At 42.9% G+C, this 18097-nt stretch carries 9 protein-coding genes; 2 read left to right on the top strand and 7 right to left on the bottom strand.

What is annotated here, in order from left to right:
* Positions 1–165: 165 nt before the first annotated feature.
* Positions 166–1998, top strand: coding sequence for a hypothetical protein (locus AB4512_RS18270; RefSeq protein WP_372175305.1), 1833 nt, complete (start codon positions 166–168; stop codon positions 1996–1998).
* A gap of 968 nt (positions 1999–2966) precedes the next feature.
* On the opposite strand, the gene AB4512_RS18275 is transcribed toward AB4512_RS18270, so the two are convergent.
* The 7 genes from AB4512_RS18275 to AB4512_RS18305 all read right to left on the bottom strand — a co-directional run bounded on the left by AB4512_RS18275 (position 2967) and on the right by AB4512_RS18305 (position 16799).
* On the bottom strand, positions 2967–4535 hold the full coding sequence (locus AB4512_RS18275; protein WP_017069952.1) for a polysaccharide lyase family 7 protein: 1569 nt from the start codon (positions 4533–4535) through the stop codon (positions 2967–2969).
* A gap of 421 nt (positions 4536–4956) precedes the next feature.
* Positions 4957–6699: a polysaccharide lyase family 7 protein gene (locus AB4512_RS18280; protein WP_372175306.1), complete on the bottom strand. Its 1743-nt coding sequence runs from the start codon at positions 6697–6699 to the stop codon at positions 4957–4959.
* Between the two features lie 237 nt (positions 6700–6936).
* The gene (locus tag AB4512_RS18285) at positions 6937–8808 is read right to left on the bottom strand and encodes a methyl-accepting chemotaxis protein (RefSeq protein WP_372175311.1); all 1872 of its coding nucleotides are present in this window, start codon (positions 8806–8808) and stop codon (positions 6937–6939) included.
* 1044 nt (positions 8809–9852) lie between these two features.
* Complete coding sequence (locus tag AB4512_RS18290) at positions 9853–10734, bottom strand: NAD(P)-dependent oxidoreductase (protein ID WP_004733521.1); 882 nt, start codon at positions 10732–10734, stop codon at positions 9853–9855.
* A 541-nt stretch (positions 10735–11275) separates the two neighbouring features.
* Positions 11276–13354 carry a DUF4962 domain-containing protein gene (locus tag AB4512_RS18295; RefSeq protein ID WP_102394655.1) on the bottom strand — a complete coding sequence of 693 codons (2079 nt, stop codon included), beginning with the start codon at positions 13352–13354 and terminating at the stop codon, positions 11276–11278.
* Positions 13355–13573: 219 nt separating this feature from the next.
* Positions 13574–15352 (bottom strand): sodium:solute symporter family transporter, encoded by a 1779-nt coding sequence (locus tag AB4512_RS18300; RefSeq protein WP_017061477.1) that lies wholly within the window; start codon positions 15350–15352, stop codon positions 13574–13576.
* Between the two features lie 727 nt (positions 15353–16079).
* A complete protein-coding gene (locus tag AB4512_RS18305) occupies positions 16080–16799 on the bottom strand; it encodes a FadR/GntR family transcriptional regulator (RefSeq protein WP_017069949.1) in 720 nt (239 codons plus the stop codon).
* 266 nt (positions 16800–17065) lie between these two features.
* On the opposite strand from AB4512_RS18305, the gene phnD reads away from it, so the two are divergent.
* Positions 17066–18022: a phosphate/phosphite/phosphonate ABC transporter substrate-binding protein gene (gene phnD, locus AB4512_RS18310; protein WP_372175307.1), complete on the top strand. Its 957-nt coding sequence runs from the start codon at positions 17066–17068 to the stop codon at positions 18020–18022.
* Positions 18023–18097 lie beyond the last annotated feature (75 nt).

An 18097-nucleotide genomic window follows, 5' to 3' on the forward strand; every position in this document is an offset into this window, starting at 1 on the left:
CCCCTCTCCTCTTGTAAATTTTTGGGGCATATTTTAAGCACTTTATTTAAATAATAGGATGTTCTAATTAACGTTAGTTTCATCCTAATAAATATTTAACGACTATTCATTATCTATTTCTTATGTGATTTACATATGGATTTAATATCATAAAGAGAATATTTTATGCAGATTTCTAAAGTCGCTACAGCTGTCGCTCTTTCGACAGGTTTATTATTTGGTTGTAACAGTGACGGTTTACCTATCCCGACCGATGGTTCTACTGATCCAGGTAACCAACCTTCAGCATTAACTACGGGTTACTGGCAAATCAGTGATGGTAACTCCGCTTCAATATCCGCGTCATCAAACGCTGATCTACCAAATGTTTATGTTTTCCAAGAAGATGGCAATCATAAATACTATGACGATGATGATGACTTAGGTACTTACACGATTAAAGATGCAAGTGCTTCTACTAATAATTATGATGAAGAAGCCGGTACGGTCTCTTTCACATATTATGAAACAGGCACATCAACGATCGAAATTCTAGATGGTGTTTTTTCTTTCGATGACGCTGGTGCTCTGAATATTTCAGATAACACCACTGGCATAGACTACTCTGGTTCAGACCAAACTGCGACTGACGCCGTACAAGAAGCTATCAGTAAAGCCAATGAAGCAAATGGTATCAATGGCTACGTTCAAATTTTGGACACCAACAATGGTGGTGTAAAGAATGATGTGGGTGAACTACGTTTGAAATTGTCTGACAGCAGCACAGGGGCAACAGTAGACAGTATCGCATCAGGAAAGGTAACCGTTGACTTAATCTACCAAGTAGATGAAAACACCGAGCAAGAAGCGAATGGTTCAGGTAACAACGCTTATATTAGTCTCTACGCTTCTGGTACTTCTAACACTAATTTACACGGCGAAGTTATTTTTAATGCTGGAGAAATTTTCTACCGTTCCACGGTTACCGATAGTAGCGGTAAACCTCAAATTCCTGATGAGCCTGTAGGCACTTACACTTTAGGTGAAGATCTCGCGGTTGAAATCAGTTGGGCGAGCGGTTACTACACATTCAAAGTCAATGACACTGTATACGACAATAGCGGCAACGGTTTTGAGGCTTTCGACAAATCTGCCGTTACTATCGTGTCATTGAAGCTTGGTGATACTTCTAACACAACACACTACGAGTTAAACGCTGACAACTTTAAAGTTTATTCGAATGACACAGCTTCTGATGAGCTAGTGTTTGAAGATAACTTTAACAATTACCCGAATGGCCAAGCGCTATCAGGTAATCCGTACAACAACAATACTGCGGAAGCGACAGTTGTTGTTGATGGCGGCAATACTGAGCCAGAACCTGAACCAGATCCAGATCCAGATCCAGAGCCCGGCGAAGTAACAGACAACTTCGATTCTTATACTGTAGGTACGCAGATCGATGTGGCTAACCCTGCGTACCAGACAAAAGGTGTTGATGGGGTTTTAAATACAGCAGTGATCAGTAGTGACTTTGCCAAGTCGGGTTCTAACTCTTTACGAATTGAAGATGGTGCGGACTCAACCACTGATAATAACAAAGCTATCGTTGGCCGCGACTTTGCTAATGGCGCAGCAGAAACTGGCTCTGTTTCTACATCTGTATACATCCCTAGCGATGGCTATGTAAAAGCATCATACATTTTCTTAGGTTCTAATAACGATGCATCATCTAGTGGTCGCTTCACTGAAGTTGTATTTACATCTAGTATGATTAAATTCCGCAACGAATCAGGCAGCCAAGTTGACCTTGCTTCATACTCAAAAGACACATGGGTAGATGTGACCATTTCATGGGTAGATACAGACATTACCGTCAATGTTGATGGAACAGACTACACTGGGTTAAAAGCTGAAAGTGCAGGTGGTTCCCCGACCGCTATTGCGCTATACAATGGTGACAATGGTTCAAAAGGGACATACACCTACTTCGACAACCTAGATTCAGACCTATTCTAGTTCTCACTAGAAAGTCTGTTTGACTTGATTGCTAGATAAAACAAATCCCTATCAACGTAATTTGATAGGGATTTTTTATTGTTAGCTCAAGAATAAAAAGCAGACTGGCGATTCAGTTAAGCTCTCTGACTCAGCGGAACTTTGCTTCAGCGTTGAATAAGCACCGATGCTGCTAGTAACGAATGCCCCCTTGCCTCTCTAACTTATTTAACCCTCTCAAAAGCCCTGTATCTATCATAGATAAACAAAACCCCTCAGCTCTGCACTCAACCCACAAATTATTATTCAGCATCACCGTAGCATACAATCAAGGTATTTACGGCCTGCAAGCAACTAACCCTCAAGCGTATCCCCTTGAGCACTAGATGCGTTTGATCATCGACTTGAGCCCGCCTGAGTATTTCATTAAGCATTGGCGCTAATAAAGTGATGGCTAACCGCCCTTCTATTTATGCAAGAGTTAGAGCACGATTTATGGCTGTTGCTAAGAGTCTTGCTAAACAACCCAAAAGTGACGGTTTCAAGAACAAAACGGGAGTAATCAGCCGAGCTAACGCTTATTAGTAGACCAGGCAAAACAATACGTTCATGTGTAGACGTCGCATTAGTACATACCTTGAGAACGAAGTCGAAGTTTTCTAGCTATGGCGATTCCAAAATAATATTGGCATTGTTTAGCTTTGAATGAGAGCCAATATGACCTGTTATCAGCTGAGATTAATCATGACTGAGGTTAATGGTGATCGGCGATTGGGGAAAGGATAGTGACTGAAACTGATAATGACTAAAGTTAATACTGAATGAGCTTAATGATAATGTCTTAAACTCTGTGCAACTGATAACTACCCCTCTCCTACTCAATTAAATCATACGCTTAAGCCCAACCAACAGCAGGCACAAAAAAGCCTCCAAACCCTAAGGCTGGAGGCTATTGCGATAGCTTTAATATTAAGTGTTATTCGGTTAGATTACTTTTTGTATTGATCGTGCGATACGTCTAGTTGGTAGAAAGTCGCTTGTGAGTAATCGTCTAGGTCGCCGCTGATGTTTTGGTTGTAAACACCGGCTTTGAAGTACATGTACTTGCCGCCTACGTCGTAGCCGCTGTTGCTCATATCAACCACTTGTACAACGTCGTCTTTGCCTTCACGCATTAACGTTACAGTCATCGTGTTGCCTTTAACGTCAATACGGTAGCTGAACACTTCGCCAAGTGCGATACCATCGTCACCCACTTCAGCCGTCATGTCGCCCACTAGAGGGTAGAAGTCCTCTTTAGTTGCGTCTTGGCTTTCGTGTGCGAAGTAAACCGCACCCGTTGCTTGGTTTGGCAGTTTACGGTAGTACAAACGAATTGGTTCATCGTTTTGATCGTGAATCTGACCAATGATAAAGCGGCCTACTTCGTTCGCATTACCTGTTGTTGTTGCGTGATCGATTTTCAACGTTGCTTCTAAAACGCCATCAATACCAGCAGCAGCTTCTAAGTCAGACTCAGGTGCGCTTGAGAATACCCAGTTGTTCTTGTTAACACCTTTAGTGCTAATAGACTGGTCACCACGGCGCATCATTTCGCGAAGCTCTGTACGCGCATACTTAGTATTTTTAGAGGTACGAACACCTTTCACGTAAGACTTGAAGACTAGACCACCATCGTCAGCTGTGTAGAAGATCTCTGGGTGTTGGTAACCGTTTGCAAGGTTCCACTCAGAAACATCATCAGGCTTACCGTTTTTGTCATGGTCGAATGGTTGAGATAGGTACCAATGCGTCATGTCAAAGTTTTCGCTTGGCGCGTTACCTGCAACTGGTGTCGCTGGCAGGCCTGTCGGAACTGGCAGTGCACTGCGTGTGTCACATTCAACTGAGGTCTCACAAGGGTAAACCGCTGCTACACCAAAGTTACCTGAACGAAGATCTTTGCGCGCATCTTTACGTGCTTTTTCCACTGCTTTCATTTCAGCGATAATAACTGCTTCTGCTGCTACCACGTCTGAAGTGATGATATGGCTAGCAGGACATGCGTTAATGTTACAGTTAACCGCAGCTAACCCTGTCACACTGTTCCAACCATTTTTGGTGTTACCGTGACCAACGTATCTTACGTAGCGCGCTTGCACTGCTGGCTCGAATTGGAAACGCTCTAGGCCGATCGCTTTACCTGAGCTCAGTTGGTTTTCAAGTACGGTTGTCCAGGTTTCACCATCGACACTTACTTGAATATCAAATTTAGACTGGCGCTCGTTACCTTTGCTGAAAGATGCTTGAACCGCATCAAATTCTTGAACTGAACCATAATCTAGCATTGCCCACTCACCGTCACCCGCTGAAGACCAACGTGTAGTTAGGTCTTGGTCAATGAGACGATCAGGTCCGTTACCATCATGGCTACTAGCGGCAACAGCAACTGGCGTCAGAAGCGCTTCACCAGTTTCTTTGTTATTTGGGAAATCAACAGTCGGTGTGCTCGTGCTCGCACAACCAACTGCAAGTAAAATAGAAGAAGCGAGTAAGGTTTTTAGAGTAATTTGTTTCATATCTAATCCATTATTATAATACAAAGACAGCGTTCGTAAGTGAAAGATAAATTGGCAAACACGAGCTATAAGGCGTTTTCTCTCTCAGTATTTGCGATAACACAAAAATATTACGTAATCTTATAATACAAATAAAACACTTCGTTGAATAAATGAGACTGGGAACACTTTTCGCTTTTTCCATACTTTAACTGGATCACACTTCCTATTGATAAAAGACAACATATGAAAATTTAGAATGCGAAATGGGCTATCAAGGGCGAAAAATCCGAGCGGTAATGGTGTGTATTTTCAGGGTTCGGGCAAAATATTTGTCCTTCCAAACACACCACTGTAAGTGTCCAAAAACAAAAATGACCACATTGTAGGTATCAATATGGTCTTCCTCATTACCGACATGGCTCATCAAACATCAGAGAACTCAGTTATGCTCTGCTCTTAGAGAACTAAAGCTCACATCAAACACTTCACCCACATAGTCGCTATCAGGCTTAAACTGCGGATAGATGCCCGCTTTGAAATAGAAAGCGATGTCTGTCGATGTCCAATCTGACGTCAACGAGACCGTGTCCCCATTTTTATCTGTGTAATCTTGTCCCCAAGGGATTAAATGAGAAACGGTGTTGGTTCCATCTAAATCATGAGTCGCCAAGTAGATACCTTCTTGATTGGCTCGAATCGTATATCGCCACTCTTCACTTGCCGAATAAGTCCCTAACTCGACACTGAACGGGTCACAATGATCACAGTCTTGGTTGTTGCGCTCAAAATCAGAGTTCAGTATCACTCTTACTGGCTTACTCTCGCCTTCCCATAACAGTTTCACCAATGCTTGATTGATCTTCCAACCATGAATTTGTCCAAGTACCACTTTTGGATCTTGATTGTTGATGTTCGGGTAATCTTCAATTCGCAAGCTTGCGGTTAACTCGTGACTGGTAGCGTTCGTTCTAGTGTCGTCCAAATACCAACTTGTATCTTCATCGCTGGTGCTACAATCCGGTTGAACACTGCTTTGATACAACTCCCTGAGCTCAGAGCGAATATAGCTAGAGTTTTGGGTAGAGGTGCCGTATCCCATATCCGCTCTAAAGTGCATTCTTCCTTCATCAGTATTGAAGTAAGAAAGATCAATATCACTGTCGTACACATCGCTGTCATTTGAAAGAAGATCTTTACTCGATTCACAACGTTCTGGTTCTAACTCAGCAGCACTGTCACCACCGCTTCCATACCAATCATTCTTACTCGGTGGAATAGTCAGCTTCCAATCATTAATGTCCCAATCGTTTGATCCATCGATTTGAGTCGTGGTGTATCTCAACGCCTGATAGTAAGCAATCGCTTCACCATTCTCAAATTGGTTATAGATACCCGCTTTGAAGTAGCTCAATAAATGCTGCCAGTAAGCGATGTCTTGATTCACTTTTACTTCATCATTCACTTTGAGCGACAGTGTGTTCTCATAAACAGAAAGATCAAATTTGGTAAAACTGTCCAATTCCGCCTCACCTAAATCGTAGCGATTGTATGACGTGGCATAACAATCCGAAGAGTCAGCAGCGCTGCTACAATCAATGGCATTGTTTTTCATGACTGCCCAGTAGTGACCTGTGAGGCCATCTCGTTCTTGCTCCCAAACCACACGCAATAGCGGATGAGGGATATAACCCGTACCACTCTCATCAGTCCCCTTATTGTGTATCTGCAGCAACGTCACTTCATCATGGTCGGCAGGTGAACTCGCCATTGCATGCTCGATATCAGGTAAGCTTATTTCCGCATACAAGCTTCGTCTTACACCCGTTTCATTGATATCGAAGTTTTCTCCCTCACGAACCTCAGAACGCATCTTGTAGTTCGTCATTTTGAAGATAAGATTTTCCGTCTCTTTATCAGCATAAAAATAATCACTGACATAACCATCGAAGTTACCATCTTTGACTTCAGAGGTTTTATTGCCCTCCTCTCCATTAGGATCAGAGACCTGAAGATCTGAGCTGGAAAGGATGTTTTGATACTTGGTAATATCATAGGGAGCAACAACACCAGCGGGCATTCCTGGGTTATTGGTATCGGAAGGATCACTGCTGTCACTGGAGCTGCTTCCACCGCAGCCATACGTAAGCGAAGCGAGTACTACGACGAAGATTGGCTTATTCACATTTATCTCACTTATCCATAAGAATAGAGTGACAATGTATATTTGTACTATTTTATGTCAATTATATATTTATCAGAATGTGAGATGCGGCAAATGAAGTGGGATGAATGAGTATTGCGTAGAGTTAGACTCAAGAAAAACGCAGAAAGGCCACTCTAAACTCGCAAGCTATTGAGTGGCTCTCAGATCAACAACTAAACTTAGTATGTTGATTTTTAAATATAAATATTAGAAAAGTTAAACCTTAAAGCTGCTCATCAAGTCACTAACGCTGCCGTTAAGTGTTTTGATTTCTGCTGATTCAATCAACTGATCTTGGCTTAGCTTATTAAGCTCCTCAACAAAGCTTTCAATCTTATGCATGTTCTTAGCAATGCTCTGAATAAGGGCGTTCTGCTCAACAGACGAACCCGAAATATCGTTATTAAAACGACTTACCGTTTCCATCTGTTCCGTTAGCTTGGCCAACATATTTACCGCTTGAACCACTTGGGCACGCGTCATTTCACAGTTACTTTTGGTCAACTCAATCGATTTAACCAAACCATCTGATTTAGACTGCAAGCCAGACAGCGCTTCATCAATTTCAGAAGTACTGATTTGAGTTCGGTTGGCTAACGCACGGACTTCATCAGCAACCACCGCGAAACCTCGGCCATGCTCACCCGCTCTCGCCGCTTCAATTGACGCATTCAATGCCAGCAAATTAGTTTGTTCCGCAATTCCTCCAATCACAGACACGATAGACTGGATGCTCTGCGTTTCATTCGCCATTGAGCGAATATCATCAGAGGTGGTGCAGACTTGCTTCTCAAGATCACTGATATAGGTTTCCGTCACGGTGTTAATTTGTTTCGTCTCATCACTGAACACAGCGGCCTCTCTTGCTGCTTCTGCCGCCGACTGAGAACTCTTCTCGACTTCGTTTGATGCTTCAGATAAGCCGTTAATTGCAGAGACCACTTGAACCGTTTCATCAGTGTGAACTTTCAGTACATCGCTGGTTTCTTTACAACCTTCACGAATACTCAGTACCTTAGTATCGAGATCCGAGTTCTTAAATTTGACGTCCTTAACCATCTCTTGCAGACCAATGATGAACAAGTTGATGTCTTTGGCGATATGCCCTAAGTCATCATTCCCCCTCTCAACAAGCCTTTGAGTCAGGTCTCCGTTACCTTGAGATAGATCGTGGACGATTTTTCTCAGTGACACGATTGGGCGGTAGAAGCGATTCAGCAGTAAAATCATCAATATCACCGAGCCAAGCACACATGCCACGATAAGGATACGCGCACTCGACATCACGCCATTCAACTGATTGAGCGCGAGTTCAGGATCGATACTAGATATCATGTACCATTCTTTCTGGCTGCCAATATCCACTTTCTTGGCCATCAAAATTCTCTGGTTGCCATCAATCACACCCTCAATGAATTGGTCAGGCTGTTCAATGGCACTATTGAGTCTCATCTGAGTATCTGCAGAAGATATATTGCTTTGCGGAAGTACGTTTTCGACTGTTGAAGCGACCACCATCCCTTTCTCGTCGATAATAATGCCTTTGGCTTCGTAGATACTGTCCAGCTGTTTAAGCTGAGTTTCCAAATCGTCAAAACGTATGTCGGCCATGATGACACGATCTTGGTATGAGTAGGTCACACCGATCATAGGCACTTGAGTACTCTTAGTGAAAAACAGATCACTAAAAGATAAGCCTGATTTCAATTTGGCTTGTTGATACCAAGGTCGAACGGTTGGATTGTATTTTTCTTTTATCCCTACACCGTTAGGAAAAGACTCTGAAGGGCGAGAGGTATAAGAACGGCCGTCGTCAAAACCCACCACAATCTTGTCAATGCCACCCAGCTTTGCAGCATAATGCATGAGTGCTTCATTCGGCACTTGGTATGGGGATTTCATGAACTCTTGTGCAACAGAGTTAACGGTATCGATGGTGCGCTGAACGGTATTTTCTATTTGATTAATTTCTATCGTTAACGAGTGATCAATCTCGTTATAAATCGTTTGGTTTACTTGATCAGTCGCCAAGTTAAGCGTGAACCAGTTCGTAAATGCCAAGGCACTGGAACTGACGATCGCCACCATTAAAATCAATTTTCCTTTAAACCCTAGAGACAATTTTGAATTCATAAAACTCATAATCCATATCAACCTATGTCTATTATTTTTATCCGAATGAAATGGTCATTTTTTAGATATTCGAAGATACGGGAAGCAAAACTTGTTCATGCCGTTCCATCGTCACAACCATCAATTTAATTAATATTGTATGTTTAATTTACTGCACTTTCTGTGAGCAATCTTGACATATCAAAACTGGTTAAAATCACCCTGTGACATAGGTATCATTTATGAGTTTGAACTTTTAACATGATTAGAAAGGAATAATTAACCAATTAAAAATGATCAACTTTCAGATGATTACCTCACAACTTCGCCGATAATGCCTCCACTCAAATTATTCATATCACTTTCGGTCACCTGACTAGGAAAGTGAGCCTTAGGTCACATTTTCACTAACCAACCATTCACTCAAGGCATTCAATCTTAAAATTTATTTGTAATACAATAAGCCTTAAGTTATGGTGTATTTGAATCATAACTTAAGTTCTTTCTGGATGCTTTTGTTCAGTTCAAAGTGATAATTGAAGCAGCCGCTTTAAGGTCATTGAACTCGTTTAACGTAGAAACTGTCGGGGGATCTCGTTATTCGTTTTTTCACTTTCTATTGATCATTTGTTTTTCCAGACGGCTCGTCCGAACATACCCATACAGTCACCAGCTGTGTGGGTTTTTTTTACTTTCTTTTCAGACCCGATATACGAGCGGTGTTAAGCCATCGCCAACAATCAGTTAAGTGCACTGGTTTAAGCTTGCGAGGAAAAGTGAGTGAGTTGGTGCTAGAAGGCTTTGAATTTACAAATAGATATAGATATAGATATAGAAACAAAAATAGGAATTGAGGCAGTAACAAAGTTGAACAGAGTTTTGAGTAGGTGTAGCTGAGGAAGTAGAAGTAGAAGAGTTTAACGAGGGAACAAAGGGTTGGGTATGGCAGATAAAAACGAACCTCGCTGAGGTATCGCCGCCTAAAAAGACAGGCAATACCCTAGCGAGGTCGTACGTCGATTACTTCTCTAGTTTAGCGAAGTAGTCGAAGATTACTGGTACGTCGTTGTTACCCATTCCTGCGTCAACAGCAGCTTGTAGGCTAGTTGCAGTACCTTGAGCAATTAGAGACTCAGTACCTAGCTCTTCACAAAGAGCAAGGAAGTAACCAAGATCTTTGTTAGCGTTAGCAACAGAGAAACCTAGCTTCTCTTCGCCGTCTACTGCGTAGAACTTACAGAATTGCATGAATGGTGAGTTAGATGGACCTGCAGACATGATGTCAAACAGTTGTTGGCCATCAACACCAGCGCGTTGAGCAACAGCGAAAGCTTGAGACATAGTCGCAACAGTCGTCATACCCATGAAGTTGTTTACAAGCTTAGTAACGTGACCAGAACCTAGAGCACCTAGGTGGAATACGTTTTCGCCTTGCTCTTCAAGAACAGGTTTAACTTTGTTGAAAGTTTCCATGTCGCCAGCAGCCATGATGTTCAGAAGACCATCTTTAGCGTGTGCAGGAGTACGGCCTAGAGGTGCGTCGATCATGCCCGCGCCTTTTTCAGCTAGAGCTGCGCCGATTTTCTTAGTAGAAGCAGGGATAGAAGTACCGAAGTCTACTAATACTGCGCCTTCTTTGATGCCAGCTAGAACGCCGTCTTCGCCGTAAACGATTTTTTCAACAACAGCTGAAGTTGTAAGACAAAACTGAACGATGTCACTTGCAGCAGCTAGTTCTTTAGCAGAAGTGAATGCAGTCGCATTGCCGCGATCTGTAACGCGAGCAACAGCTTCAGCGCTTAGATCCATTACGTTTACGTGGTAGCCGCGCTTTTGTAGGTTTTCAACCATGTTGCCGCCCATAAGACCTAGGCCAATGAAACCGATTACAGGTTTAGTCATGTTCAAACTCCAAATATAGTATTGTATGATTATATGGTCATTATAATAACGACGTCTTTTCCGTTACGCAATAGTTTTAGGGTAATCCTTCAATGCTTAGACGCAAGTTGTGACGGGGATTCACTTTACGAGAAAATATGGTCACGCTTTGTACTTACAAGAGCGATATCCCAATCAAAAAATAACCTATTGATGAAATAATGCACTCTAAATGTCATACGATTAATGAGAATAAGCCACTCCAATAACGATTATTAACCTGCCGTCCCTTTTTTCAGACAAGATTAAGGCTGCCCACTGTCAGTAGTTGACAAATTATTGGAAGACAGTCACTGCCCTAGCCTTAGTAAGGTTTACTGAACACGGGTTTTAAACCAAGTTTTGTCGCCACTTACTAAGCCTGGCACTCTTGCTACTTAGCCTCTAACTAACCAACGCAACCTCTTCCCACCTCGTAGGCTACTGCCTGTTCTGTGCAAACAAAAAAACTCCGAGCTTTCACTCGGAGTTTTTAGTATCTAGCTTCTGTTGCTTCAGCGAATTACAGTTCGATTGAAACCGTTTCACCATCAACATTTAGCATTAGCGTGTTGCCTTCAAGCTTGTGAGACACTTCAACTTGCTCGCCTTCGTTCTTATTAGGAACAAGAAGGGTCAGGATGTTGTGCTCTTTCGATGGCTTGAATTCCACTTCAACGTGACGGTGGATTTCAAGATCTTTGAACTCGTATGGGTCAACTTCGCCAAAACCTTCAACATTCTTAACTGACGTGATGTTATCAGCAGACTCGTTGATGAAGTTTACGTCTAGGTGCGCAACTTCGCCACGGATAGTGAAAGACTTGTCTGCCACGTCGTTTGCGAAAGTTGTATGCATTAGCCAAGTCATGTCTTTCTCTTCAGAAAGCGTTGCCTTGTCTTGCATTACGAATACTTTACCTTGAACAAACCAGACCTTACGCTTGTAAGATTCAATTTCAGGAACGAAGTACTTGTAAGACGCTGTCGCATCACCTTCAACCATCTTCACATCAGATTCAGTGTCGAAATCAGAGATGTTGCCGCCCGCTTCGATACAGAAGCGATCTTGATGGTTTTCGTAGCCTGTATTCTTGTTCTCGCCATACTGACCTTTACCGCCAAATAGTGGAAGGTTCTTAGAGAACGTTTGACGACGCCATTTCGTGTGCATATCAACACCGAAACCACCGTAGTAGCCAGTGATTGACGCTAGCGTTTCACCGAATGCATGCAACGTGAATGCGTTTTGGTCACCGTGAGAGTGGCTGATTGAGCCAAACGGAGAACATTTGAATACCATGTGAATATGGTTATCACGCTCAGTCATCTTGTTGTGGAATGCAGCCCAACCCGTGATTGGGAATACTTTCAACAGTGGGTCATTCGATGGTGCTTTCTCTTCAGGTGCATCCCAAAGGAAGTTAAAGCGAAGATCGTCGTAACCGAAGTCCCACCAACCGAAGTTGTAGAATTTTGTGTGCGCTTCAGTATCACGGCCTTTCAGTTGGTTGTAGTACCAAACGTACTCAGGCTTCTGGTTAACACCTGCGTAGTGCTTAATGTTGTAAGCCAGTTTTAGACCTGGGAAATCACCGATTGAAGACTGGTCACAGAAGCTCGCGCGCTTAGAGTGAACAGGCATGCAGTAAAGCGGGAAATCACCTGTGTTTTCGTAGAATGTTTTGTTAAACATGTCTACGCCACAGTATGCTTTCAATAGATCGAATGCTTCGCCTAGGAATGCAGTTTGTGTGTTCCAGTAGTCAGGACCTTCAGCCCAACCGCCGTCTACACCGCCCCATGGTGGGTAGTGTACTGCGTAGTATTCTAGAGCGTATGCAATGTACTCGCCTGCTTTCGGGTGATCGTGGTAAAGCGCGATACACGTTGGGATGATAGCAGAAGAGATAGAACGAACACCGTGGCTGTTCAGTGGGTTGTTCAATAGATCAACCGTCACTTTCAGGTGGTGCATGATTTCGTCTAGACGCTCAATCAAAGCATCTTGAACTTGCTGACGTTCTTCATCTGTGAAGTAGCCGTGTAGCCAGTCGTAACCCCAAGCCATAGCCGCGATAACACGGAAAGCCGCTTCATCGTTATAGCCACGAGAAGTCACGCCTTCTGGATCGTACGTAGACAGTTTTAGAGTCCAAGCTTTTGCTTTAGCAATGAGCGCTTCGTCTTCTTTCACAACACCAGCAATTGCTAGGTTACGTGTCGCGTTCAGTGCCATTTGGCAATCAACGTACATTTGACGCCAGTAAGGACGCCATAGAGAAGCTTTACCTACCGTCTCAGCAGGGTACGCTTGAGGCTCTTCGAAAGGAGCAGTCTCAAGGAACTTAACTGTCGAGTTGTTGTAGAAGTCATCAAACATGCAGTGAGCTTCATCAGCTTTCACTTTCGCTTTGAATTCTTCTAACTGATCTGCTTGAACAAGAAGACGTGGACGTGCTTCGCTCAAGTTGTCTAGGAATGATAGGTCGAAGTCGCGTGTTTGAACTTCGATAGGGAGTAGGTCTACAAGATTACCTGCTGAAGTATCATTCTCCAGCTTCATCTTCCTGATTGCATCAAGAGATTTTTGGTCGCTCATTCTAACTCACTTATTTTTCAAGTTGATTGAAAGGAATTAGCAATAATATACGTCTTATTGTAGGACAATTGAATATATTTCGATTCGATTGAACCATTTTGTACAGTTTTCGTGATTTAGGTCAGATATCTTCCACCTGACGGTTTTTCCGTTGCACAGAGCAAAAAAATGCGACGCCCTTTCGAGTCGTCGCATTCTATTATAATCGTTTTATCTATATTAGCTTTCGGTTACTGCTTTCGCTTGCTTTCCGCCGTCATCGACCGCTTTAACCAATAACACACCAACACCACCAACAATCACACCACAAAGGATGAAGACTAGACGTCCCCACATTGGGTTAGTAAGTAGAGCCATTAGCATGATACCGACACCCGCTACCGCAATCAGTTTACCAAGCATTTCACGCTGTTTGTTATCCAGTACTTTCTGTTCTGCTGACTCAGCAACTAATGGAGTAGACAGGTTGCCGAAGAACTTATCAACGTCTGCTTGACGCTTCTCAGTTAATGGCTTGTAGAACAGAGTTGATAGGATGAAGAAACCACCTGTCAGCGTAATGTGAGCAATCAGACCGATAGCAACCTTAACATCAGACCATTCACGGCTTGTTAGCTCTTCTAGACCGAAGATTGAAGACACCATTTCAGCGTTAACAACGAAACCTACGTAGTAAGAAACAAAACCACCAACCACTAGCGTACCCCAACCAGCCCAGTCTGGAGTCTTCTTAATAAAGAAGCCAAGGAATGCAGGAATTGTCATTGGGAAGCCGATAAGTGCGCCTACATACATCATTGTATCGAACAGGCTCAAACCTTTAAGCGAGTTGATGAACTGTGCAATAAGGATGATCGCAATACCAAACACGGCAGAAGTAATCTTAGAAACCGTTACTAGCTCTTTTTCGCTAGCCGTACCTTTACGAACGATTGGTTCATAGAAGTTCTTAACAAAGATACCCGAGTTACGGTTTAGACCAGAATCCATTGAAGACATTGTCGCTGCAAACATCGCCGCAACTAGAAGGCCAACCATACCTGCTGGCATGTACTCTTGTACGAAGTATAGGTAGGCAAAGTCACCCGCTTTCTTACCTGCTTCTGGGTAAGCTGCTGCTAGGTCGACACCTTGACCTGCAATGTACCAAGAAGGCATGAACCAGATAAATACACCACAAAGCATTAGCACACACGCTAGTAGCGCCGCTTTCTTCGCGTTCTTTGAGTCTTTAGCCGCTAGGTAACGGTAAGAGTTAAGCATGTTGTTAGTAATAGAGAACTGCTTCACGAAGATGAAGAATGCCCAAATGCTGAAGATGCTTAAGTAGTTAATGTTGTTACCAGAAAGGAAAGAACCGCCTTCCGCTACAGGGAAGTTATTCACGATTTCACCAACACCGCCACCTTGAACAACAGCAACAACAGCACATGTCACGGTTACTGCCATGATGATAACCATCTGCATAAAGTCAGATGCAATTACCGCCCATGAACCACCCGTTACAGACATTGCCAATACAACCAAACCGGTAATCCAGATAGTTGCTGTCATGTCGAAACCGAAGATACCAGAAGCGATGATTGCTAGTGCGTTTAACCATACACCGGCAGAAACAACACTGTTTGGCATTGAAGACCAAGTGAACACTTGTTCGTTAGTCGCACCGAAACGCATACGAATTGCTTCGATTACCGTTACTACACGTAGTTGACGGAACTTTGGAGCAAAATATGCGAAGTTCATGAAGTAACCAAATGCGTTGGCTACGAAGATGACCGCTACTGCAAAACCATCGTTATACGCTTTACCTGCCGCACCGGTGAATGTCCATGCACTAAACTGGGTCATAAAGGCGGTTGCACCAACCATCCACCACAACATGTTACCGCCCCCGCGGAAGTAGTCACTGGTGGTACTTGTAAATGTTCTAAACATCCAACCTATCGCAATCAAGAATAGGAAATAAATGCCGACAATAATCGTGTTGAGTTCCATCGTGTATCCTTTGTCCGTTGTATTTTGTTACGAGGACTATAGGAAATCTCAAACTTTATTTGTAGTACAATAATCCAAATAAGTGATGGCGATCTTATTTTGATTGATTAAGTTAATTATATATATGACATAGGATGGAATATGGCCAATCCATTAAGGAAATTACTGGCATTTGAGATGAAAACTCAAAAAACCAAGACCAAAGAACATCACACCCATTAAAATCAAAGACTTATAAAAAAGCGAGACTTTGCACACTTATTAACAAATACAACCAAACACATATAAATATAAAATTCTCAAAAATAATAAAAGCCAAATCCGAGCTAAATCCCCCTCATTTATCACACAATAAACCAGTGTTTTTATCTATTGAGAGTGGACAATTTCATTAGAATTCAACTTAAATTAATCCATATTGAAGCGGCATATCCTGTTCAAACGATGGCGGATTAAAAATATACAAAAATGAAAAATCATGGATGACGCATAATTATTTGGGGGGAGCTCGAGTGTCTAAAACGAATATCGAGCGTAATATTATTTTTATTTTGATGGTAAAGAGAACGACCGCTAGGCGTATACAAGAAGGAACTGACTTAAGAAGGAGTTAAGCGGGGGTGAACCAAAACAGTGCCACACATGGTGCAACACGCTTTCTAAAAACAAAAAAGGCATGCACTTGGCATACCTTTTTGACTGGTTCAAATGAAGTTGAAAACCGTGTTTAGCTTGCAGTGGCTAAACGGTGGTTAGCATCTTGCAAGTGAGCCGCTGACATTGTACGAGCTTTTTCACTGTCGCCAGCCATAATCGCTTCATAGATTCTACGGTGTTCATTGATACATGTGCTGCCCTCTTCAGAAGAGTGCACGATGAAGTTAACGAACATGGTCGTCAGAATATTGCCGAATGGCAGGTAGAAATCGTTACCTGTTGCATTGAAGATCAAGCTGTGGAAACGAATGTCGATGTTTGTCCAACTTTCTTGGTCAAATACTTCAGCAGCATCCACTTCTACCATCTTCTGGAAGATCTCTGAAAGCTCGATACGTTGCTCAGCAGTCGCAAATTTTGCAGCTAATGCACACGCTTCTGGTTCAATCGCACGGCGAAGGCCTAAAAACTGAGAACAGAATTGGTCTATGTCGGTTAGACCATCCATCCATTCAATCAGTTGAGGATCAAGAAAGTTCCAGTATGCGCGATCCACTACACGAGTACCGATTTTCGGGCGGGACTCTAACAGGCCTTTAGAAGTCAGTAGTTTAACTGCTTCACGAAGTGCCGTACGGCTGATACCAAACTGTTCACACAGCGCCATTTCACCAGGAATAATAGAACCTTGTGGCAGTTCACCAGACAAGATTCCACGAGCGATTTCACGCGCTACTTGCACGTGCAGGCTGCGCTTCGAGCCCGAGATTGAATTAAAAGTGCTAACCATAAGTTCACTTATTTTATATGTTATGTTTATGTATTATTTAAGGATCACTATAACAGGATTTCAACCTAGCGCCAATTGAGTAAATTAGCAACGAGTCGCGTTCTATTAATTTACTCAATGAATCAAACACTTATAAAGCATCTAACTCCACACAGCTAGAAACATTATGTTACACCATTCATAAATCCGTCATCAAAACGCATCGGTTCTGTCATCCTCGATTTCTATACTCCCTTCCCAAAAAATCACTCAATTGGACTGAAATAATGAAACCGACAAAAACAAATCTCACGCTTAAGAGCGCTATTACTGCTGCGCTGATTTTTTCTGGTTCTGCATTAGCAATGGATACACGATACGAAGACCGCTCTGGTAACTTGGTCGCCGATGTACCTCAAGATGAATCACAATGGGTGGATCCAAACACGCTAATTTTTGCTTACACGCCAGTTGAAGATCCAGCAGTATACGCTGATGTGTGGAGCGAGTTTTTGAGCCACCTTGAAAAAACAACGGAAAAAACGGTTCGTTTCTTCCCTGTTCAAAATAACGCAGCTCAAATTGAAGCAATGCGTTCAGGTCGTCTGCATATCGCAGGTTTCAACACAGGTTCAACGCCACTAGCAGTTAACTGTGCTGGCTTTGCTCCATTCACCATGATGACGGCTGAAGATGGCTCTTTCGGTTACGAAATGGAAATCATCACGCACCCAGGTTCAGGCATCGAAAAGGTTGAAGACCTAAAAGGCAAAAACCTAGCATTCACATCGCAAACGTCAAACTCTGGTTTCAAAGCCCCTTCTGCGATTCTGGATGCTGAATACCAGCTTCAACCTGAACGTGATTTCAAACCGGCTTTCTCTGGCGCGCACGACAACTCTATTTTGGGTGTGGCACACAAAGATTATGACGCAGCAGCCGTCGCTAACTCAGTATTGAACCGTATGCTTTCACGTGAAGTCGTGAAAGAAGGTCAAATCAAGAGCATCTACAAGTCACAAACCTTCCCAACAACAGCTTACGGCACAGCGCACAACCTAACACCAGAGCTTCAAGAGAAGATTCAAAAAGCGTTCTTCACTTTCGACTGGGAAGGCACAAAGCTTCAAGAAGAATTTGAGCGTAACGGTGAAGCGAAGTTCGTTCCGATCACTTACCAAGAGCACTGGGAAGTGATCCGCACTATCGATACGGCAAACAAAGTCTCTTACACGTGTAGCTAAGTTCAACCGAACTAAAAAGCCAATCACACACCGATAAAACTAACTGCAGGTGTAATCGCCTGCAGTTATTCACCA

The sequence above is a fragment of the Vibrio sp. 10N.222.52.B7 genome (assembly GCF_041474275.1).
Lineage (GTDB): Bacteria > Pseudomonadota > Gammaproteobacteria > Enterobacterales > Vibrionaceae > Vibrio > Vibrio crassostreae_C.